Consider the following 21,766-nt stretch of genomic DNA (forward strand, 5'->3'; position numbering starts at 1 on the left):
ACCGCATGCGACGGCCTCGCCGCATCCGGAAGACCGCGAAGTATGAGGCAAAAAGAAAAGAAATTGAACCTGCGACAAGCGCTCAGGTTTGCCATAATGCCGACTTGCAAGGATGGTTCACGAACACGCACTGGCGTGTGGCAATGGTTGCCACTGTTTAATGACAACCACCGGTAGGGGATGATCGTGGCGCAACTCAAGTATCAGCTCCAACAGGCCTTCGAACGCTCGCAGGCGCCGCTCGGCTTCGCTCCGGATCCCGCCGCGATGGAGCGCTTCCTGGCGCTGTGCCACCGCCGGCGCTACCCGGGCAAGACCGCGATCATCCGCCCCGGCGACCCGGCCAATACCTTGTATTACGTGATCGACGGCTCGCTGGCGGTGTGCACCGAGGACGAGCAGGGGCGCGAGCTGATCCTCGCCTACATCAGCCGCGGCCAGTTCATCGGCGAGATGGGCCTGTTCGTGGAGCAGGCCCAGCGCGAGTCGATGGTGCGCACGCGCGCCCCGTGCGAGATGGCCGAGGTCAGCTACGAGCGCCTGTTCCAGCTGATGGAAGGCCCGCTGCGCGAGGAATGCCCGAAGATCCTGTTCGCCATCGGCTCGCAGCTGACCAACCGCCTGCTGCGCACCTCGCGCCAGGTCAGCCGGATGGCCTTCATGGACGTCACCAACCGCATCTCGCGCACCCTGCTCGACCTGTGCCAGGAGCCGGACTCGATGACCCACCCGGACGGCACCCAGATCCGCATCTCGCGCCAGGAAGTGAGCCGCATCGTGGGTTGCTCGCGCGAGATGGTCGGCCGCGTGCTCAAGCAGCTGGAGGAACAGCGCATGATCGATGTCTCCGGCAAGACCATCGTGGTGCGCGGCACGCGCTGATTCCACGCGGGCTCGACCATCCGCCGTCTGAACCGGTTTTTTACGGGGACTGGTCAAGGATGGCGTTCCGCCACCGGCTGCGAGACAACGCTTGGATTACGGGCAATTCTTCGTCTTCGCCGGTGTCGGCCTGCTCGCCCAACTGGTCGATGGCGCGCTGGGCATGGCCTACGGGCTGGTTTCCAACTCGATCCTGCTGGCGCTGGGCCTGCCACCGGCGGTGGCCAGCGCCACCGTGCACACCGCCGAGGTATTCACCACCGGCGTCTCCGGGGCATCGCACGCCTGGTTCGGCAACGTGCGCTGGCGGCTGTTCTGGCAACTGGCCATTCCCGGCGCGATCGGCGGCTTCCTCGGCGCGACTTTCCTGGCCAGCGTGCCGGGCGACGCGATCCGGCCCTGGGTCAATGCCTACCTGCTGATCTTGGGCACGATGGTGCTGCTGCGCGCGTTCGGCCGCCGGCTGACCCGCCACCAGGTCCAGCACAGCGGCGTGCTGGGCTTCTTCGCCGGCCTGCTCGACGCGATCGGCGGCGGCGGCTGGGGGCCGCTGGCCACCAGTACGCTGATCGCGCGTGGCGGCGGTGTGCGCAGCACGATCGGTTCGGTCAACGCCGCCGAGTTCGTGGTGACGATCTGCGTTTCCGCCACCCTGGTCTGGCACGTCGGCGCCGGCCACTGGCCGATCGTGCTGGGCCTGCTCACCGGCGGCGTGATCGCCGCGCCGTTCGCCGCCTGGCTGGTGCGCCACCTGCCCGAACAGGCCGTGATGGCCGCCGTGGGCAGCCTGATCGTGCTGATCAGCCTGGGCCAACTGGTGCAGACGCTGCTGTAGGTGCGTGCCGCACGCCGATCACGCGATCGCGTTCAGAACCACTCGACGCGGGTAATCGCGCGGCCCAGCGCCTTTTCCACTTTCTTGCACAACGCGGGCGTGCCGTTGACCAGCACCGGTTCGGCAGCCTGCTTCAGCATCGCCGCGTCGTACATCGAGTCGCCGTAGGCGACCTGCCAGGCGGTAACGCCGTGCTCGGTCAGCGACTGCACCTTGCGCGGACCCACGTTGTGCCACCGCAGGCGCATGCCGAACCAGCCGGGCCGCAGCTGCGAGGCGAGCACCTCCAGGTCATCCAGACCCAGCTGGCGCAGGATGCCGCAGGCCAGGGTGTGCTCGCAGCCGGTGACCACGATCACGCGGTCGCCGGCCAGCTGGTGCCGGCGCAGCGCCTGCAGGCCGTCGCGGCAGAACTGCCCGGGACGGCGCGCCAGCAGCGCGGCGTAGGCGTCGGCGGTGCTGCGGTAGCGCCGCTCGCCCAGCCCCAGCAGGCCGATCGCCGCCAGCATGCGCAGCGACCAGCGACGCGAGAACGGCCGCAGCACCAGCAGCAGCGGCGCGGCCAGCACGGCCAGCGCATAGCGCCACGGGCCGCGGCGATAGCGCTCGCGCACGAACAGGTAGAACGAGTCGCCGCGGATCAGCACGCCGTCGAAATCGAACAGCACCACGCGCGGCGACGCCGCCTCGGTTTCCCCTTCCGTCATGATCGTCACGACAGGGCGAACAGCCGCTTGAGTTCTCTGCCGGGGTCTTCGGCGCGCATGAACGCCTCGCCGACCAGGAACGCCTGGATGCCGCCCGCGCGCAGACGCGCCACGTCTTCTGGAGTGTGGATGCCGGACTCGGCCACCAGCACGCGGTCGTACTCGATCAGCCCCTGCAGGGCCAGCGAGGTCTCCAGCGAGGTCTCGAAGCTGCGCAGGTTGCGGTTGTTCACGCCGATCAACGGCACCGGCAGCGCTTGCGCGCGCTCCAGCTCCTCCTCGTCGTGCACCTCGCACAGCACGTCCAGGTCGAGCTCCGCCGCCAGCAGCGACAGTTGCAGCAGCACGTCGTCATCCAGCGCCGAGACGATCAGCAGCACGCAGTCGGCGCCGATCGCGCGGGCCTCGTACACCTGGTAGGCGTCGATGATGAAATCCTTGCGCAGCACCGGCAGTGAGCACGCCTCGCGCGCCTGCTGCAGGAACGCTTCGCTGCCCTGGAAGAAATCGCTGTCGGTCAGCACCGACAGGCAGGCAGCGCCGGCCGCCGCGTAGCTCCTGGCGATCGCGGCCGGGTCGAAGTCGGTGCGGATCAGCCCCTTGCTCGGGCTGGCCTTCTTCACCTCGGCGATCACCGCCGGCAGGCCGGCGTCGATCTTGGCCTCGATCGCCGCGGCGAACCCACGGGTGCCAGGCAGCTCGGCGATGCGCGCGACCAGCTCGGCTTCCGGCAGCCGGGTCCGTCGCTCGGCCACCTCTTCGGTCTTGCGCGCAAGAATGCGATTGAGGATGTCAGTCATGGCATCTCACTGTGGTGTGGGGCGCGTCCGGTGCGCTAGAGGATACCGGCGCCGCGTGCAGCTACCGCGAAGGGGCAAGCCGCCGGGTGGCTGCCACGAAGGCCTGCATTTTCGCATGCGCCGCACCGCTGGCAATCGTGGCGCGGGCCAGCTCGATGCCTTCGCCGATCGAAGCGGCCACGTCGGCGGTGTACAGCGCCGCGCCGGCGTTCAGGCAGACGATATCGTGCTGCACGCCATGACGTCCCTGCAGCACGCCCAGCAGCATGCCCTTCGACTCGTCCGCATTCTCCACCCGCAGGTTGCGGCTGGACGCCATCGCCAGGCCGAAATCCTCCGGCTCCACCTCGTACTCGCGCACCACGCCGTCGCGCAATTCGCCGACCAGGGTCGCCGCGCCCAGCGAGATCTCGTCCAGACCGTCGCGGCCCCACACCACCAGCGCATGCCGCGCGCCGAGCTGCTGCAGCACGCGCACCTGGATGCCGACCAGGTCGGGATGGAACACGCCCATCAGGATGTTCGGCGCACCCGCCGGGTTGGTCAGCGGGCCGAGGATGTTGAACAGCGTGCGCACGCCCATTTCCTTGCGCACCGGCGCCACCACCTTCATCGCCGGGTGGTGGTTCGGCGCGAACATGAAGCCGATGCCGGTCTCGGCCATGCACTGCGCGACCTGCGCCGGCGCCAGCTCGATCGCCGCGCCGAGCGCCTCCAGCACGTCGGCGCTGCCGGACTTCGACGACACGCTGCGCCCGCCGTGCTTGGCGATGCGCGCGCCGGCCGCGGCCGCCACGAACATCGCGGTGGTGGAGATGTTGAAGCTGGAGGCGCCATCGCCGCCGGTGCCGACGATGTCGACGAAGTGCGGGTGCGCGGGCGCGTCCACCTTCGCCGACAGCTCGCGCATCACCCGCGCCGCGCCGGTGATCTCGCCCACGGTTTCCTTCTTCACGCGCAGGCCGGTGATGATCGCCGCGGTCATCAGCGGGCTCACCTCGCCGCCCATGATCTGCCGCATCAGCGCGATCATCTCGTCGTGGAAGATCTCGCGGTGCTCGATCGTGCGCTGCAACGCTTCCTGCGGCGTGATGGTGATCTCGCGGGCGTGACTGTTCATGCCGCCGCCCTCAGCGGCTGACTCAGGAAATTGCGCAGCAGGTCGTGGCCGTGCTGGGTCAGGATGGATTCGGGGTGGAACTGCACGCCCTCCACCGCCAGCGTCTTGTGCTTGAGGCCCATGATCTCGTCGATCGAGCCGTCCGGGTTTTCCGTCCACGCAGTGACTTCGAGGCAGTCTGGCAGCGAGCCCTGCTCCACCACCAACGAGTGGTAACGCGTCGCCTCGAACGGATTCGGCAGGCCGGCGAACACGCCCTGCCCGCGATGGATCACCGGCGAGGTCTTGCCGTGCATGATCCGCTTGGCGCGGACCACCCTGCCGCCGAACACCTGGCCGATCGCCTGGTGGCCCAGGCACACGCCGAACACCGGGATCTCGCCGGCCAGCTCGCGCAGCACGTCCAGCGACACGCCCGCATCGTCCGGCGTGCCCGGCCCCGGCGAGATCATGATGTGCGAGGGCCTGAGCGCGCGGATGCCGGCCACGTCCAGCGCATCGTTGCGCACCACCTTGACCGCCTGCCCCAGCTCGCCCAGGTACTGCACGAGGTTGTAGGTGAAGCTGTCGTAGTTGTCGATCATCAGGAGCATGGCGGGAGTCGCTTCGGTCGCATTGGCGCAGTGCGTCATGATAACCGCACGCGCGCCACCGCGCCGGGTCGCCGCCCCGCGCGGCTGTCACCGCGTCAATTCACGGAAGCGCCTGACCGAGGTCGCGCCGCGATTGCCGGGCGACGAGGCTGGTGGCGGTGATGTCGCCGGTGACGTTGCCCAGCGTGGCCAGCGCGTCGGGAATGGTGTCGACCGCCAGCATCAGGCCCAGCGGACTAAGCGGCAGGCCCATCGCCTGCGCCACCGGCAGGTTGGTGGCAATGAAGGTGACCTGGCCCGGCAGGCCGACCGAACCCAGGCTGATCACCACCGCCAGCAGTGCGCCAGCCAGCAGTTGCGCGGTGCTGAGGTCGATGCCGTAGGCCCAGGCGATGAACACCGCCGAGGTGACGTACTGCACCGGGCTGGTCAGGCGGAACAGGCTCACCGCCATGGGCAGCACCAGCGCAGCCACCTGCTTCGGGTAGCCGAGCCGGCGGTCGGCACTTTCCAGCATCGCCGGCAGCGAGGCCAGCGACGACTGCGTGCTGATCGCCACCACCTGCGCCGGTACCAGCGCCAGCGCGAAACGGCGTAGCTTCTCGCCGCCGAAGACCACTGCGAGCGGCAGCATCATCACGGTGACCGACAGATACTGCAGGCATTCCACCAGCACGTACACGCCGAGCGCGCTGAGCATGCCCAGGCCCGAGCGGGCGCAGACCGAAAGAATCAGCGCGAATACGCCCAGCGGCGCGATCCACAGCACCCAGCGCACGATCACGATCATCGCGTCGGCGATCGCCTGGAAGAACTCCATCAGCAGCGCCCGCCGCGCCGGCGCGATCCGGGTCAGCGCGAAACCGAGGAACAGCGCGAACACCACCAGCGGCAGCATCGCACTCTGCGCTGCGGCCATGATCGCGTTGTTCGGCACGATCGCCACCAGCGTGTCGATCCAGTTCGGCGCCGCCTGCGCGGCCGCCGGCATGCTGGCATGGTCGAGTGCGGCGATCAGCGCCGGGTTGCGCGGGAACAGCGAAAATACCAGCGGCGCGGCCAGCGCCGCAAACAGCGCGCCGCCGGTCAGCACCACGATGAACACCACGATCGCGCGGCGCGCGATGCGGCCCGAGGCGGCCGCGTCGGTGGCGGTGTTGACGCCCACCACCACCAGCGCCAACACCAGTGGCACCACCGTCATCTGCAGCGCGTTCAGCCACAGCTTGCCGATCGGCTGCGCCACGTTCGCCACCTGCAGCGCCACGGTTTCGTTCCAGCCGGCCAGCAGCAGGCCGATCACCGCGCCGGCAGCCAGGCCGGTCAGCACCCGACTGGTGGCACTCACCGCGCAGCCTCCGCCAGCGCCGGCAGTTGCCACGATGCACGCAGGCGTTCGTACTCGGCCTGTGGCAGCAGCACGAACACCGGATGCTCCTGCGGCTTCAACCAGGCCAGCAGTTTCTGCATCAGCGCCGGCGTCATCGCGGTGCAGCCGGCGGTGGCGTCGGTGGGCGACTTCCACAGATGCGCGAAGATGCAGCTGCCGCCCTGCGGCGTCGCCTGCGCATTGTGCTCGATCACGAAGCCAAGCCGGTAGCGCTGGTCGCCGTTCGCATGCAGGTCGCGCCGCATCGGCTCGCTGGAACCCTTCACCGCCTCCAGGCCCACCACGTTCGCGTCGACGATGCGGTTGTATTGCGCCGCGCCGCTGACGTCCATGCAGTAATCGGTGGCGGTGAGCGCGCGGTACGGCAGCGCGGTGGCCGCGTGCGCGGCGTAGCCGAACGCCTCGCCGATGTGGAACACGCCGGCCGGGCTGCGGTTGTCACCCTCGCGCTTCACCGGGCCGCCGGTTTGCGGCGCGCTCAGGCCCAGCCCCCAGCCGGCACCGCTCTTGCCCATGGTCACCGGCGTGGGCGTGACGACTTCCAGCCAGGCACCGCCGCGCCGCTCGTAGGCGCGCAGCTCGCCGTGGTCGGCGTTCCAATCACTGGTGGTGACCACGATCATCTGACGGGCGTTCCGCCACGACGAATCCGCGGCGCCAGCGTGCGCGACACCGGCAAGCATGACGGCGAACGTCAGCAAGCCCAACGTGCGGAAGCAAACAGTCATCGGTTTTCGTCCTGCATGGTGAAGTTACGCAACTCCGCAGGGCGGGCACCATCCGCCGCTTTCGTGAAACAACACGGGCGGCGTATCGAAGAGCCGGCGGACAGTGCCCGCCCTACGGCAAATCCCGAATCCCGGCTTTCAACAGACGAACGTCTGGTCATCCCGGCCCTCACGGCTCCAGCATCAGCTGGATGCGGTCGAGGTTGGCCAGCAGCTGCGCGTGGAGGTCGTCGTGGCCTTCGCACAGCTGCACGAACACGCCATCGAGCAGGTGCTGCAGCGCCGACTGGTACAGCAGCGGCTGGATGTACGGCAGCTCGTCGTGCGCCGACACCACCAGACAGAGGTCGGCCAGCGCGCGCAGCGGGTTCGCGGTGTGCCGCGTCACCGTGATCACCTGCCCGCGGCGCTCGCGGAAATAGCGGGCGATCTTGCACAGCGCCGGGTGGTTGCCGTGTTCGGAGAACACCAGCAGCACGTCGCCGGCGCTGGCCGCGGAAACGTTCGCGGTCATCCGCGCGGTGTCGAAGTTGTGCACGGTGAGGATGCCCAAGAGCGACAGCTTCAGCGCGAAGCCGCGCGCGTGGATGTCGTCCTCGCCTAGCCCGATGATGAACACCTTGCCGGCGCGGCCGGCCTGCTCGATCGCGTCGGCCACGGCATGCAGGGTTTCCGGCGGATTGATCAGCCGGGTCGCCTCCTCGGCTTCGGACTTGCGCCGCCACAGGTGGCCGGCGGACGAGCCGCCGCCTTCGCCGCTGCTCGCCTCCGCGACCTGCGGCGTGTCGCCGTTGTCGGCGCGGGCGATCGCCTCGCCGACCGAATACTTCAGGTCCGGATAGCCCTTGAAGCCCAGCTTCTGGGTGAACTTGACCACGCTGGACTGGCTGATCCCCAACGCATTGGCCAGTTGCTGCGAGGAGTAGTCGCGCAGCAGCTGCGCGTTCTCCAGGATGAAGTCGGCGATGCGCCGCTCCACTGCCGACATCTGGTCGCGTTCCGAACGGATTTTGACCAGCGGCGACATCAGGCTTCGATCCTCTCCAATCCGCGGATCTCGCGGATGCCCAGTCCGGGGGCATCCGTCACGGAGATTTCCGACTCGTTGAAGATTACCCCACCGTCGACCGGGTTGAACTGGCACAGCGAGGGGCCGTCCAGGTCGACCTTGGTGATCACGTTGGACTTCGCCACCGCCACGTGCACCGCCGCGGCCACGCTGATCGAGGTTTCCAGCATGCAGCCGATCATGCATTCGATGCCGTGCATGCCGGCGATGTCGGCAATGCGCACCGCGTTGGAGATGCCGCCGGTCTTCATCAGCTTGATGTTGATGATGTCGGCCGCGCGCAGGCGGATCAGCTCGATCACCTCCATCGGCCCGAACACGCTCTCGTCGGCCATCACCGGCGTATGCACGCGCTCGGTGACGTAGCGCATGCCGGCCAGGTCGCGCGCCTTCACCGGCTGCTCGATCAGCTCCAGCTTGATGCCGGCGTCCTCCAGCGTCTGCAGCGCGTACACCGCCTGCTTCGCGGTCCAGCCCTGGTTCGCGTCCAGCCGCAGCAGCGCACGGCCTTCCACCGCCGCGTAGATCGCCTTGACCCGCTCGATGTCGACGCCGATGTCCTTGCCCACCTTGATCTTCAGCGACTCGAAGCCGCGCTCCACCGCGGAGACCGAGTCGGCCACCATCTTGTCGATGTAGTCCACGCTGATGGTGATGTCGGTGGTGATCACCGGGTCGCCGCCACCCAGCAGCTTGTACAGCGGCGCGCCGTAGAGCTGGCCCCACAGGTCGTACACCGCGATCTCCACCGCCGCCTTGGCGCTGGTGTTCTTCTCCATCGAGGACTGGATCAGCTGGGTGAGGTGGTTGAGGTTGGCGATGTCCTGGCCAATCAGCCGCGGCGAGATGTAGTGGCGGATCGCGTCGATGATCGAGCCGTGGGTGTCGCCGGTGATCACCGCGGTGGCGGGCGCCTCGCCGTAGCCGACCTGGCCCGTGTCGGTATGCACCATCACCACGATGTCCTCCACCGTGTTGACCGTGCGCAGCGCCGTCTTGAACGGGGTCTTCAGCGGCACCCGCAGCATGCCGAACTGGATGTCTGTGATCTTCATGGATTGGCTTGCTCTGATCCTGTGCGATGACATTTCACGACGTCATTCCCGCGCAAGCGGTAGATGCTCTTTCAACGGCGAAGCTGGGCATCCATCCTGCTCCGGAGCGGAAAGGCGAAGTGGATTCCCGCTTGCAAGGGAATGACGCCGCGAGAGAGGGATGGGTTTCCGTCATGGGCGGATGCGCACGATGCTGGTCATGCGGTCGACATAGCTCTGCTGGTCGTTGAACAGCAGCGGCAGCAGCGGCGTGACCGACACCGCATTGAGCTTGACTCGTGCCTTGCTGCCGTCGGCCTTGCGGTAGCTCATACCGGTGGTGTCGTGGATCACGTATGGCTGGCCGTGCAGGTGGCCGATTACCATCATCACGTGGGCGGGGATGTAGACCAGGTCGCCCACCTCAAGCGCCTGCGCGGCCTTGAGACGTTCTTCGCGGCTGTCCTTCGCGGTGAACGCGCGATGTTCCAGCGCGGGGCTGATCGCCTGCCTGCTGGTGTTGCGCGGCATCTCGACGCCCATGCTGCGGTACACGTCGGAGACGAAGCCCGAGCAGTCGCGGCCGTCGTAGGCGTGGCCCCAGCCATAGCGCTCGCCGAGGAACTTGAACGCCTGGCGGATGAGGTTGGCGCGGGTCAGCGGCAGGTAGTCGCTCGCCGTATCGGTGTTCTTCTGCAGCAGCGCCGGGGTGAAGCCGAGCTTGCCGTCGGCCTTGCGCAGCGGCAGTTCGAGTACGTGCGCGGCGTACGGAGTCTGCCCGTTGACCGGCTGCTCCGGAGGCAGGCCGGTGGCCAGCGGCACGCGCGTGCCCATATCCAGTTGCAGCTGCGACACCGCCGGTTGCTCGCGGGTGAACACGGTGCGCTCGACAGCGCCGGTGACCACCCGGTACGGGGTCTTGTCGGCATAGCCGAACACCTCGGCGGCGCTGCGCTCGGCCACGTTTTCCTTTTCGGTCCACGCGGCATAGCGCGGGCTGACCACGAACAGCCACCGGCCATCGGCGCTGGCGTGCACGATCGCCACCGGCGTGCCGGGGAACTCGGCCGTTTCCTGGAAGCGGTCGATGTCGGTATCGCCCTTCACGCTGAATACGCGCAACGCGGTGGGGAACGTGCGCAATGCGGCGCGGCGCACCACCAGGCCGTAGCGCGTCGGCTGCTGCGCGGGGATCGCGTCCAGGGCGAGGTTGCCGACCGCCGCATCCAGCGTGGCAGCCGGCACCGGCCGGCCGTCGACGTCGAACAGCGGACGGTCCGGTCGCTCCGACAGTTTCTCGATCCAGCCGGCGATCTGCTCGCGGCCCAGGGTTTTCGGCAACGCGTGCAGGTCGTGCATGGACGGATCGACCTGCAGCAGTTTCGCGTTCTGCGCCTCGATCGCGGCGCGGTCGAGGATCACGCGGTCCGGCTGCGTCTGTAGACCGATCCAGAACGCCGGCGTGAGCTGCGCCTCGTCGACGCCGAGCACGCCAGACGGCGGCACCGTCAGCCCTTCGTTAGCCTCGCGCGCCTGCAGCGGGGCGCCGGCGAAGGCGAGCGCGAACATGGTGGCGGCAAGCAGGGGGATTCGCATCGTCTTGGTCCTATGTTGATACCGCATCACGGGCCGGCCAGCGCCGACAGCACCGTCGCCACCACCAGCCCGAAGCCGGTGCCCAGGATGTAACCGAGCAAGGCCAGCAGGATGCCCACCGGCACCAGTGCGGCCGAATAGCTGGCCGCCAGGATCGGCGTGGCCGCCACCCCGCCAATATGCGCCAGCGAGGAGATGCCGCACAGGTACAGGTCGAAGCGGAACAGTTTGGCGAAGCCGACCAGCAACACCGCGTGGATCGCGATGACGGTGACGCCGCACAACAGGTACAGCGGCGCCGCGGCGATGCCCTGGAAGTTGCTCTGCGAAGCCAGCACCGCCACCACGCTGATCAGCATCGCGCTGGAGATCGTGCTGGCGCCGGGGAACTCGGCCAGCGGCGTATGCGCCGCCACCAGGCCGAAGCCGGTGGCCAGCAGGATGGTCCAGGTGGTGGCGCTGACCATGCCGGACACCGGCAACCAGCCGGCCAGCCAGGCCGCCAGCGCCGCCGCCGCCAGCGCCATGCCCAACCACAGCAGCACGCTGTCGTAAGTGGTCGGCGCCTTGGTCTTCACCGGCGCCAGGGGGATGTCGCCGCTGGATATCGCCCGGGTCCAGCGGTTGAACGCCGGCGCCAGCCGTGCCACCGAGAACAGCACCACCACCCACATCGAGTAACCGAGCGCATCGGTCAGCAGCGACATCGCCAGGTAGGTATCGGACATGCCGATCGCCTGCTTCACCGCGATCATGTTCGCGCTGCCGCCGACCCAGCTACCGGACAGTGCGGCCAGCGGCTGCCAGGCGTCGCCGGGCAGCCAGTGGCGGTAGAGCAGGTAGGTGGCGATGAAGGCCATGAACAGGCTCAGCGAGGTGCAGGCGAACACGCCAAGAACCCGCGGGCCAAGCCGCCAGATCGCGCGCAGGTCGCAGTTGATCATCAGCAGGAACAGCAGCGCCGGCACCAGGTGCGTCACCAGCGTCGACTGCGCCGCCTTGATCTCCGCGTTGACCTGCCACAGCCCGGACACCGCCAGTGCGGTGACGAACAGGTAGGTCAGCACGATCGGCGGCAGTACCGAGAACAGCTTCCAGCCGTAGCGGCGCTCGATCGCCGGAAACAGCCCGGCGATCAGCAGCATCAGCGCCAGGTAAGGCCAGACCGTGTGGATCACTTGCATCCCCTCGTGGATCGTTCGCGGGTATTCGCAGGCTGGCCAGCTTTCACCATCAAGGAATAGCTGATTCTTCTTTGCTACGCCAGAAGCATAAATTATTGACCAGCATTTGCAAGCGTGTTACACAGCGGCTTCAGGGGATTCGTTGCGGGGACGTTTGTCGATGGATACGTTGCTGCCTGTCGCACCGGGAATATGCCGCCGCACTCGCGGTCTGCGCCTCGCTGCGTCCCTGCTCGCCCTGCTGTTCGTCGTGCCGTTCGCGCATGCCGAAAGCAACCAGGACGGCAAGGCCGTCACCCCCATCATCGCCCAGATCGACGCCGGCCACTTCAAGGCCGCCGAAGCGGCGATCGCCGGCGCACTGGCACAGCCCGGACTGACCGCCGACACGCGCGACGCGCTCGCGTTCCAGCGCGAACGCATGCGCCGCATCCTGCTCGACTTCACGCTGAGCGCCGACGACGTCAAGACGCGCGTACGCAAGCAGATCCCCGACCTCACCGATGCCGAGTTCGCGAAATGGAACGCGGCCGGCCTGTTCGAGCACCAGGTGATCGACGGCCGCACGCTGTACTTCAAGCGCACACCCGGCAACCTGTTCCGGCTCAGCCCCGAAGCGGTAGCGCGACGCGCGGTGCAGGCGCCGATCACCGACGGCCCGATGGAATCGCTGAACGACCACCAGCGAGCGATCTACCAGGCCGCGCTGGCCGAACACAGGAGCAGCGTGCTGCCGCAGCGCCTGCGCATGACGCAGACGCTGACCGTCGAAGCCGACGCGGTGCCCGCCGGCGAGACGATACGCGCGTGGATTCCCTACCCGCAGGCGGTGCCCGGCCAGCAGGAAGACATCCGCTACGTGGCCAGCGTGCCGGCACGGCACGACATCGCGCCGGAGTCGGCGCCGCAGCGCACGGTGTACCTGGAAAAGCCGGCAGTGGCCGGTCAGAAAACCGTGTTCTCGGTCACCTACGAGCTGACCCTGCTCGCGCAGTACCACGCGATCGACACGACCAGGGTCACGGCGGAGAAGATCACGCCGGAGCTGGCCCCGTTCGTGGCCGAGCGCGCGCCGCACATCGTGTTCACCGACGCCATGCGCGCATTCTCGCGCAAAGTCGTCGGCGACGAGAAGAACCCGTACCGCATCGCGCAGAAGCTGTTTGCCGCGGTCGACCGCATCCCCTGGGCCGGCGCGCGCGAATACTCGACGATCTCCAACATCAGCGACTACGCGCTGCATGCCGGCCACGCCGACTGCGGCCAGCAGACCCTGCTGCTGATGACCCTGCTGCGGCTCAACGGCATCCCCACGCGCTGGCAGTCGGGCATGGTCTATTCGGACGACGGCAGCCGTTACAGCAACATCCACGATTGGGGCTACCTCTACCTGCCGCCGTACGGCTGGGTGCCGATGGACGTCACCACCGGCCGCCTGCAGCCGAAACCCGGCGACGACCAGGCGCTGGAGTGGTTCTACCTCGGCGGCCTCGACAACTGGCGCATCGCCTTCAACGACGACTTCGGCCGCCACTTCCAGCCGTCCAAACGGCACTTCCGCTCCGACGACGTGGACTCGCAGCGCGGCGAGGCCGAATGGCGTGGCGGCAACCTTTATTTCGATCAACTGGATTACGACTTCGACTGGCAGGTGCTGCCAGCGGCGCAGGGACGCAGCAGCAACTAACCAACCAGCAGCTTTTCATGAACATGGCATCGACGGCGTCGATGGGGGAGATGGGGACATGAGCAACACCCGGACATTGCGCAGGACCGTACTCGGCACGGCGCTCGGACTGGCACTGGCCGCCTTCGGCGGACCGCAGGCGTACGCAGCCAACAACGACGGCTCGGTGGCCGGCCGCACCCAGGCCGGCGCCACCGTGGTCGTGATCAATCCGGCCACCGGCCTGACCCGCACGATCACCGCCGACAACGACGGCAGCTACCGCTTTCCGTTCCTGCCGGTGGGTCAGTACACCATCAGCGCCAGCAGCGGCGGCCAGCCGGTGGGGCCGACGCGCAATGTCACGGTGGCGCTGGGCACCACCACCACGGTGGACCTGGGCGCGGCGAACGCGACCAGCCTGGCCACCATCAACGTCACCGGCTCGGTGCTGCCGGTGATCGACGTGAGCTCCACCGAATCGGCCACCATCGTCTCGCGCGCCGAACTGGCGCGCCTGCCGGTCAACCAGAACGTCACCTCGGTGGCCCTGCTGGCGCCCGGCGTGGTCAAGGGCAACGCCGCCTTCGGCGGCATTTCCTTCGGCGGCTCCTCAATCGCGGAGAACGCGTTCTACGTCAACGGCCTCAACGTCACCGACTTCTACAACCGCAACGGTTTCTCCGAGGCGCCGTTCGCGTTCTACGACCAGTTCCAGGTCAAGACCGGCGGCTACTCGGTCGAGTTCGGCCGCACCACCGGTGGGGTGGTCAACGCGGTGGCGCGCTCGGGCACCAACGAATTCAAGGGCGGCGTGGAGATCACCCTGGAACCGGGCAACTGGCATTCGCGCGCCGACGACCACTACGACGCCAGCGGTCACCGCTACCTCACCGCTAGCCGCGACCGGGACTCGCTGGTGAAGACGAACGTCTGGGCGTCCGGTCCGATCGTCAAGGACAAGCTGTTCATCTTCGCCATGTACGAGGCCCGCGGCAGCACCCCGCGCAACACCAACAACGCCGGCACCACGCTGACTTCCAACAACTCGGACACCGGCTTCTGGGGCACCACCATCGACTGGAACATCACCGACAGCAACGTGCTGCAGCTGATGGCGTTCTCCGACAAGAACAAGAACACCGGCGACGTCTACAGCTACGACTACGACACCAGCACCATTGGCACCCGCACCAACCAGGTCTTCACCGACACCGGCGGCAAGAACTGGGCACTGACCTGGACCAGCTACCTCACCAACGACCTGTCGATGAAGCTGATGACCGGCCGCAACGAACGCGAGGCATTCACCCACTCGCAGCTGGACGTCGACTGCAACTACGTCGCGGCCAACAATGCGTTCAGGGCGATCCACGACCCCGGCGTGCGGCTGGGCTGCACCAGCAGCTCCACCGTGTACAAGCGCAACGACACCCGCAAGCAGGCGCGTGCCGACTTCGAGTGGACGCTGGGCGACCACCTGCTGCGCTTCGGCTACGACCACGAGAACGACACCTCCGACTATAGCCGCCACTACGCCGGACCGGGCGCGTACTACTACAACCTGTATGCCGCCAGCGCCGGCTCCACCATCTCCAACGGCGGCGTGGTGCCGGCCGGCTACGACTCCTACGTGCGCGCGCGGCGCTACGAGATCGCCGGCACCTTCACCACCAAGAACGCCGCGTACTACATCGAGGACAACTGGCAGCTCACGCCAAACCTGGTGCTCAACGCCGGCGTGCGCAACGACAGCTTCGACAACCAGGACGCCGCGGGCCGCAGCTACATCAAGATGAGCCGGCAGATCGCGCCGCGGCTGGGCTTCTCCTGGGACATGAAGGGCGACGGCAGCACCAAGCTGTTCGGCAACCTCGGCCGCTACTACCTGCCGGTGGCCAACGTGATCAACATCAAGCAGGCCGGTGGCCTGCTCGACGAGCGCACCTACTACGCGTTCGACGGCTGGGACTACAAGACCCTCAACGGTGTGCAGTACGCCGTCCCGAAGCTCGGGCCGCAGATCGGCGCGGTCGACAATTCGCAGGGCAACGGCACCGTGGGCGACCTGCGTTCCGAGGTCGACAAGAACATGGACCCGGTCTACCAGGACGAGGCGATCCTGGGCTTCCAGCAGCTGATCACCTCACAGTGGTCGTGGGGCGTCAGCGCCACCTACCGGCGCCTGCACAACGCGATCGACGACATGGAGATCAGCGCCACCCCGCAGTGCGGCGGGGACGGCTACGTCGGCTGGGTGATGGCCAACCCGGGCAAGAGCGTCACCGTGTGGGGCGACACCCACTGCACCGGCACCGCCGACGGCTGGGTCACCATCGATACCTCCAAGCAAGGCTGGGCGATGTACGACGCCTCCGGCAATTATCTCGGCCAGCGCGGCTGGGTGAAGCCCAAGCGCACCTATGCCGCCGTCGAGCTGCAGTTGAACCGCGCGTGGGACGAGAAGTGGGCGATGAACGCCTCATACACGATGTCGTGGAACCGCGGCAACGCGGAAGGCCCGGTCAACTCGGATACCGACTTCGACGACACCGGCCGCACCGAGAACTTCGACGATCCGTGGGTGAACCTGGGCGGCAACGGCTACCTGCCGAACGACCGCCGCCACCAGTTCAAGCTCCGCGGCACCTATGCGCTCACCCCGCACTGGCAGCTTGGCGCCGACGTGAACGCCGCCTCCGGCGGCCCGATCACCGGTTTCGGTGTGGGCAACCCCTACGACGCCACCAACTACCACAGCTACTTCATCTGCGTGCAGAACTGCGACTCGCCGGTATCCGAGGACCGTGTCTACGAGCGCTCGCCGCGCGGCAAGTACGGCCGCCTGCCGTGGACCTTCACTCTCAACGCCGGCATCAGCTACATCCAGCCGTTCGAAGGCGGCGAGTTCCGGGTGAAGCTGGCTGTCTACAACCTGCTCAACCAGAAGCACACCACCGCGGTAGACCAGGACCTGCAGACGTCCATCTCCAACTCCACCAGCGACACGTTCCGCCAGCCGCTGGGCTTCCAGTCGCCGCGGTTCACCCAGCTGACCATGTCCGTCAACTTCTGATCGTCCTCCCCCGATCGCGGCCCGCGCAATTGGCGGGCCGCTTTTTTTCCGGCGCCACCGCCCCAGCCACCGATAGCGAAATCATGCCCACGCAGATGACGAACCGCCCGGCGGCACAGGAAACTGCCCGGGAAACGGATGGTGCCCCCGGCATGTTCGACGGCGTCGACCTGCGGCGACTGGCCGAACGCATCGCCACCCCCTTTCATGCCTACTCCGCCGGCGCGATCCACCGGCGCATCGACGAACTCCAGGCCGCGCTGGCGGGCCTCGACGCCACCGTGTGCTTCGCGGTCAAGGCCAACCCCAACCTCGCCATCCTGCAATTGATGGCGAACGCCGGCGTCGGCGCCGACATCGTCTCGGTCGGCGAACTGCGCCGTGCGCTCAACGCCGGCATCCCGGCCGAGCGCATCGTGTTTTCCGGCGTCGGCAAGAGCGCCGACGAGATCGCCGGCGCGCTGAACGTCGGCATCATGCGCTTCAACGTCGAATCGCTGGACGAATTGCACACGCTGCAGCGCCTCGCGAAAGCGCAGGAGGTGACCGCGCGCGCCGCAGTGCGCATCAACCCCGACGTGGACGCGCGGACCCACGCGAAGATCTCCACCGGCAAATCGGAAAACAAGTTCGGCGTCAGCATCGACGAGGCGCGCCGCTGGTTCGCCGAGCGCAAACAACTGAGCCACGTGCAGCTCGACGGCCTGCACGTGCACATCGGCTCGCAGATCCTCAGCGTCGAACCGTTCCGGCTCGCGCTGCAGCGGGTCGCCGCGTTCTGGCAGGAACTCGAACGAACCGGCCACCCGATCAACAGCATCGACGTGGGCGGCGGCCTCGGCGTGTGCTACCGCGCCGGCGTGGACCGGCCGCTCGCTGCCGCCGATTACGTCGACGTGATCCGCGCCGCGCTGGCCGGCTACCGCGGCCGCCTGCTGCTGGAGCCGGGCCGCTGGCTGGTGGCCGAGGCCGGCGTGCTGCTGACCCGGGTGCTGCGCGTCAAGGAAGGCGCCGAGCGGCGCTTCCTGGTACTGGACGCGGCGATGAACGACCTGCAGCGGCCCAGCCTGTACGACGCCTGGCACGACATCGTGCCGGTCGCCGACACGCCGCGCCCGCCGGCCACCTACGACATCGTCGGCCCGGTCTGTGAAACCGGCGACACCTTTGCGCGCGCGCGTGAGCTGCCCGAGTGTTCGGCGGGCGACCTCTTGCTGATCAGGGCCACCGGCGCGTACGGTGCGTCGATGGCGTCCACCTACAACTCGCGGCCGCTGGCGGCCGAGGTGCTGCTCGACCAAGGCCGCTACGCCGTGGTGCGCCGCCGCCAGCACTTCGAGGAAATGATCGCCGGCGAGCAGCCGGCGCGGAACTGGGAAACCGCATGAACCTGACCGTCCGCCTCGCCCTTCTCGCCACCTTGGCCCTGCCCGCCGCATTGCATGCGCAGACGGCGCAGGACCCGCCGGTCACCATCGACACCCACGTCGACATCCCGTTCAACTACATGGCCGAGCCACGCTTCGACGTCGGCAAGGACACGCGCCTGCTGGTCGACCTGGGCAAGATGGAACGCGGCGGCCTGAACGCGGTGTTCTTCGTGGTGTGGGTGCCGCAGCACGCGCTCGACGCCGCCGGCTACGCCAAGGCGGTGCAGCAGGCCAGCCAGAAGTACGACGGCATCGGCCGCATGCTGATGATGTATCCCGACCGCATCCGCCTGGCCACCACGCCGGAACAGCTGCTGGCCAACCGCAAGGCCGGCCTGCTCTCGGCGACCATCGAGATCGAGAACGCCTACTCGCTCGGCCACGACCTGCACCGCCTCGACGCCGCGTTCGATCGCGGCGCGCGTTCGGTCGGCCTGGTCCACGTCGGCAACAACGACCTGTGCAGCAGCTCGCTGCCCGACACCAAACACGGCGAGCCGGCGATGAACAGTGCCGGCGACCAGGGCATGAGCGAGTTCGGCCGCGCCGTGGTCAAGCGCGCCAACCAGCTCGGCATGCTGGTCGACATCTCGCACGCCTCGGACAACTGCGTGCGCGACGCGCTCAAGGTCTCCAGCACGCCGCTGATCGCCTCGCACTCCGGCGCCCGCGCCGTGCTCGACCACCCGCGCAACCTGCCCGACGACCTGCTGCGCGCGATCGCCGCCAAGGGTGGCGTGGTGCAGGCGGTGGCATACAAGGAATTCCTGAAGCACGACCCCGGCCGCGAGGCCGCCGAGAAAAAATTGCAGGAGGCGGTGGCCAAGCAGGCCGGCGAGAAGAAATACGACAGCGACAACGACGACTACCGGCCCGAGATGGAAGCGGGCATGGCCGAGATCCAGAAGAAATATCCACTGGCCACGCTGGACGACTACGTCAAGCAGATCCGGCACATGGTGAACGTGGCCGGCATCGACCACGTCGGCCTCGCTTCCGACTTCGACGGCGGCGGCGGCATCACCGGCTGGAAGGACGCCAGCGAAACCCGCAACGTCACCGCTGCGCTGCGCAAGGCCGGCTTCAGCGACGCCGATATCGCCAAGCTGTGGGGCGGCAACCTGCTGCGCGTATGGGGCGAGGTGGAGCGGCATGCGCAACATTGATGCCGCGCGCCTTCCACCCCCTCCCCTGCGACCGAAGGAAGTCCCTGTGGGACAACGCAGGGGAGGGTTGGGGTGGGGTGCTCTTGCTTTTCTGCTCCTGCTAGCACCGCCGTTCGCCACCGCCCAAACCGCCAACCGCAGCTACGACAAGATCGTCGACGCAGTGATCGAGCGCTACCACCTGCCCGGCATCGCCGTTGGCGTGATCGAGGACGGACAGGTCGTCTACGTGCGCACCGCCGGCGAAACCGTCGCCGGCTCGGGCCAGCCGATCACCCCACACACGCTGTTCAAGATCGCCTCCAACAGCAAGGCGATGACCACCGCCCTGCTCGGCCGACTGGTGGACCAGGGCAAGCTGCGCTGGGACGATCCGGTGACGACGTACCTGCCGCAGTTCCGCATGCACGACCCGTGGGTCACCGCGAACATGCGCGTGGCCGACCTGCTCACCCATGCCAGCGGCCTGCCCGAGGGTGGCGGCGACCTGATGCTGTGGCCGGAGCCGAACGCGTTCACCCGCGCAGACATCATCCACGGCCTCGCCTTCATCAAGCCCGGCTACAGCTTCCGTTCGCAATACCAGTACGACAACCTGCTCTACGTGGTGGCCGGCGAAGTGGCCGCCGCGGCCGGCGGCGCGCCTTACGAGACGCTGATGCACCGCGAGGTGTTCGCGCCGCTGGGGCTGGACCGCTGCCAGGTCGGTGCGTGGAACCGCGACGCGGTCGGCGACGTGGCCGCGCCGCACCGTCGCGACGGCGAGCGCAACGTGGCGATGCCCGAGGCCGCGGCGATTCCCGCGATCACTTCCGCCGCCGCCGGCGGCATCCGCTGCGACCTCACCGACATGCTGAGCTGGGCGCGCAACTGGCTGGTGCCCACCCACGCGCAGCTGCAGTGGCTGTCGCCGGTGCAGCGCGAGGTGCTGCAGGCGCCGCACATGCTGATCCCGGTCTCTGCACAGCGCCGCGCATGGGACCACACTCACGTGATGGCCTACGGCTACGGCTGGCGCATGGCCGACGTCGACGGCCAGTGGAGCGTGTGGCACACCGGCACGCTGAACGGCATGTACTCGATGCTGGCCCTGCTGCCGGATCGTGACAGCGGCTTCGTGTTCATGATCAACGGCGACGCGGACGAAGCGCGCACCGTGCTCGGCGAAGTGCTGATGAAGCACTTCACCGCGGCCGCCGACGATCGTGGCGTGGACTGGTATGCCGATGCGCTGGCGCAGCGGGCGAAGCAGCGTTCGCCGTCGTCGCCCGCTCCCGACACCTCGGCGCAGCGACCGGCCACGCCGGCCGAGCTGGCGCGCTGGAGCGGGCAGTATCGCGACCCGTGGTTCGGCGACGTCACGCTGTGTCCGCGCGAGGGGAAGGTGCACTTCGCCGCCGCGAAGTCGCCGACGCTGGCCGGCACGGTGATGCGTCTGGGCGAGCGCTACCTGGTGCACTGGGACGATTCGTCCAACCTCGACGCCTGGCTGGATTTCCACGCCGCCAGCGGCAAGCAGCCGATCGGCCTGCGCATGGCCAAGCTCGATCCCGAAGGCGATTTCAGTTCGGATTACGAAGACCTCGACTTCCAGCGCGTAGGGAGCTGCCGCCCATGACCAATCTGTCGTCCATCACCACTGGTAGGAGCCCGCTGGCGGTCGATGCTTTTTCCTTGGGGCTGCAGAGCAAGAGCGTCGCCCGCAAGCGCGCTTCTGCAAAGGCCCGGCATCTGATCGCGTTCGCCTTGCTCGTTTCCCTTGGCGGCATCACCCACGCGGAACAGCCGCCCACCCTGTCTCCGGCGACGACCGCCGCGGCGGCGAACCTGGTCGACATCCGCGCGCTGGTGCCGGACATCGCCGAGGACATCAAGTACGCCGGCCGCGACAACTTCGTGGGCGCGCCGGTGGACGGCTATCGCGCCCCGGCCTGCCTGCTGCTGCGCCCGGTCGCCGAGGCGCTGGCGCGGGTCGAGCGCGAGCTGCGCACGCGGCAGCTGCGCCTGAAGATCTGGGACTGCTACCGCCCCGCCCGCGCGGTGGCGCATTTCGTGCGCTGGGCGCACGACCTCAGCGACCAGCGCACCAAGGCGCAGCACTATCCCACGCTGGACAAGTCGAAACTGCTCGGCGATTACATCGCGCCGGTCTCCGGCCACAGCCGCGGCGCGACCATCGACCTCACCCTGCAGCGCTGCGCCGCCGACGGCAGGCATTGCACGCCGCTGGACATGGGCACCGATTTCGACTTCTTCGACGTGCGCGCGCACACCGATGCGCCCGGCATCACCACCGTGCAGCACGCGAACCGCCTGCTGCTGCGTGACGCGATGGCGCGCGAGGGCTTCCGCAACTATCCGCTGGAGTGGTGGCATTACACGCTCACGCCGGAACCCACGCCGCATACGCTCTACGACGTGCCGGTGCAATGACCACGCCGCCGGACAACCACACACCCGAATTGTAGGAGCCCGCTGGCGGGCAACGCT

At 67.9% G+C, this 21,766-nt stretch carries 18 protein-coding genes; 8 read left to right on the plus strand and 10 right to left on the minus strand.

What is annotated here, in order from left to right; genetic code table 11:
• Nucleotides 1-180: 180 nt before the first annotated feature.
• Nucleotides 181-882 carry a cAMP-activated global transcriptional regulator CRP gene (gene crp / locus UUA_RS05965; protein ID WP_008435116.1) on the plus strand — a complete coding sequence of 234 codons (702 nt, stop codon included), beginning with the start codon at nucleotides 181-183 and terminating at the stop codon, nucleotides 880-882.
• Between the two features lie 91 nt (nucleotides 883-973).
• Nucleotides 974-1,717, plus strand: coding sequence for a sulfite exporter TauE/SafE family protein (locus UUA_RS05970; RefSeq protein ID WP_008435117.1), 744 nt, complete (start codon nucleotides 974-976; stop codon nucleotides 1,715-1,717).
• Nucleotides 1,718-1,749: 32 nt separating this feature from the next.
• On the opposite strand, the gene UUA_RS05975 is transcribed toward UUA_RS05970, so the two are convergent.
• The 10 genes from UUA_RS05975 to UUA_RS06020 all read right to left on the minus strand — a co-directional run bounded on the left by UUA_RS05975 (nucleotide 1,750) and on the right by UUA_RS06020 (nucleotide 11,938).
• Nucleotides 1,750-2,424 carry a haloacid dehalogenase-like hydrolase gene (locus tag UUA_RS05975; RefSeq protein WP_008435119.1) on the minus strand — a complete coding sequence of 225 codons (675 nt, stop codon included), beginning with the start codon at nucleotides 2,422-2,424 and terminating at the stop codon, nucleotides 1,750-1,752.
• Between the two features lie 5 nt (nucleotides 2,425-2,429).
• Nucleotides 2,430-3,224 (minus strand): indole-3-glycerol phosphate synthase TrpC, encoded by a 795-nt coding sequence (trpC, locus tag UUA_RS05980; RefSeq protein WP_008435121.1) that lies wholly within the window; start codon nucleotides 3,222-3,224, stop codon nucleotides 2,430-2,432.
• A 61-nt stretch (nucleotides 3,225-3,285) separates the two neighbouring features.
• Nucleotides 3,286-4,344 (minus strand): anthranilate phosphoribosyltransferase, encoded by a 1,059-nt coding sequence (gene trpD / locus UUA_RS05985; RefSeq protein WP_008435123.1) that lies wholly within the window; start codon nucleotides 4,342-4,344, stop codon nucleotides 3,286-3,288.
• Nucleotides 4,341-4,937, minus strand: coding sequence for an anthranilate synthase component II (locus tag UUA_RS05990; RefSeq protein WP_008435125.1), 597 nt, complete (start codon nucleotides 4,935-4,937; stop codon nucleotides 4,341-4,343). Before UUA_RS05990 ends, trpD begins: the two co-directional genes overlap by 4 nt.
• Before the next feature lie 100 nt (nucleotides 4,938-5,037).
• A complete protein-coding gene (locus UUA_RS05995; protein WP_008435126.1) occupies nucleotides 5,038-6,285 on the minus strand; it encodes a dicarboxylate/amino acid:cation symporter in 1,248 nt (415 codons plus the stop codon).
• Nucleotides 6,282-7,055, minus strand: coding sequence for a L,D-transpeptidase family protein (locus tag UUA_RS06000; RefSeq protein ID WP_008435127.1), 774 nt, complete (start codon nucleotides 7,053-7,055; stop codon nucleotides 6,282-6,284). The genes UUA_RS05995 and UUA_RS06000 overlap by 4 nt, the downstream gene beginning before the upstream one ends.
• 169 nt (nucleotides 7,056-7,224) lie before the next feature.
• A complete protein-coding gene (locus UUA_RS06005) occupies nucleotides 7,225-8,082 on the minus strand; it encodes a MurR/RpiR family transcriptional regulator (RefSeq protein ID WP_008435129.1) in 858 nt (285 codons plus the stop codon).
• Nucleotides 8,082-9,179, minus strand: a complete 1,098-nt coding sequence (locus tag UUA_RS06010) for a dipeptide epimerase (RefSeq protein ID WP_008435130.1) — start codon at nucleotides 9,177-9,179, stop codon at nucleotides 8,082-8,084. Before UUA_RS06010 ends, UUA_RS06005 begins: the two co-directional genes overlap by 1 nt.
• 171 nt (nucleotides 9,180-9,350) lie before the next feature.
• Complete coding sequence (locus UUA_RS06015; RefSeq protein WP_008435132.1) at nucleotides 9,351-10,754, minus strand: C40 family peptidase; 1,404 nt, start codon at nucleotides 10,752-10,754, stop codon at nucleotides 9,351-9,353.
• 26 nt (nucleotides 10,755-10,780) lie between these two features.
• Nucleotides 10,781-11,938: a DUF819 family protein gene (locus UUA_RS06020; protein ID WP_008435134.1), complete on the minus strand. Its 1,158-nt coding sequence runs from the start codon at nucleotides 11,936-11,938 to the stop codon at nucleotides 10,781-10,783.
• Nucleotides 11,939-12,098: 160 nt separating this feature from the next.
• On the opposite strand from UUA_RS06020, the gene UUA_RS06025 reads away from it, so the two are divergent.
• The 6 genes from UUA_RS06025 (at nucleotide 12,099) to UUA_RS06050 (ending at nucleotide 21,709) form a co-directional block, all read left to right on the plus strand.
• Nucleotides 12,099-13,625 carry a transglutaminase-like domain-containing protein gene (locus tag UUA_RS06025; RefSeq protein ID WP_008435136.1) on the plus strand — a complete coding sequence of 509 codons (1,527 nt, stop codon included), beginning with the start codon at nucleotides 12,099-12,101 and terminating at the stop codon, nucleotides 13,623-13,625.
• Between the two features lie 58 nt (nucleotides 13,626-13,683).
• The gene (locus UUA_RS06030; protein ID WP_008435137.1) at nucleotides 13,684-16,680 is read left to right on the plus strand and encodes a TonB-dependent receptor; all 2,997 of its coding nucleotides are present in this window, start codon (nucleotides 13,684-13,686) and stop codon (nucleotides 16,678-16,680) included.
• Nucleotides 16,681-16,832: 152 nt separating this feature from the next.
• On the plus strand, nucleotides 16,833-18,068 hold the full coding sequence (gene lysA / locus UUA_RS06035) for a diaminopimelate decarboxylase (protein WP_008435138.1): 1,236 nt from the start codon (nucleotides 16,833-16,835) through the stop codon (nucleotides 18,066-18,068).
• Entirely contained in the window at nucleotides 18,065-19,276 is a 1,212-nt protein-coding gene (locus UUA_RS06040; RefSeq protein ID WP_008435141.1) for a dipeptidase, read from the plus strand. Before lysA ends, UUA_RS06040 begins: the two co-directional genes overlap by 4 nt.
• Nucleotides 19,263-20,894, plus strand: coding sequence for a serine hydrolase (locus UUA_RS06045; RefSeq protein WP_425476881.1), 1,632 nt, complete (start codon nucleotides 19,263-19,265; stop codon nucleotides 20,892-20,894). The genes UUA_RS06040 and UUA_RS06045 overlap by 14 nt, the downstream gene beginning before the upstream one ends.
• Complete coding sequence (locus UUA_RS06050; protein WP_008435144.1) at nucleotides 20,891-21,709, plus strand: M15 family metallopeptidase; 819 nt, start codon at nucleotides 20,891-20,893, stop codon at nucleotides 21,707-21,709. Before UUA_RS06045 ends, UUA_RS06050 begins: the two co-directional genes overlap by 4 nt.
• Nucleotides 21,710-21,766: the final 57 nt, after the last annotated feature.

The sequence above is a fragment of the Rhodanobacter thiooxydans LCS2 genome (assembly GCF_000264375.1).
Classification (GTDB): Bacteria; Pseudomonadota; Gammaproteobacteria; order Xanthomonadales; family Rhodanobacteraceae; genus Rhodanobacter; species Rhodanobacter thiooxydans.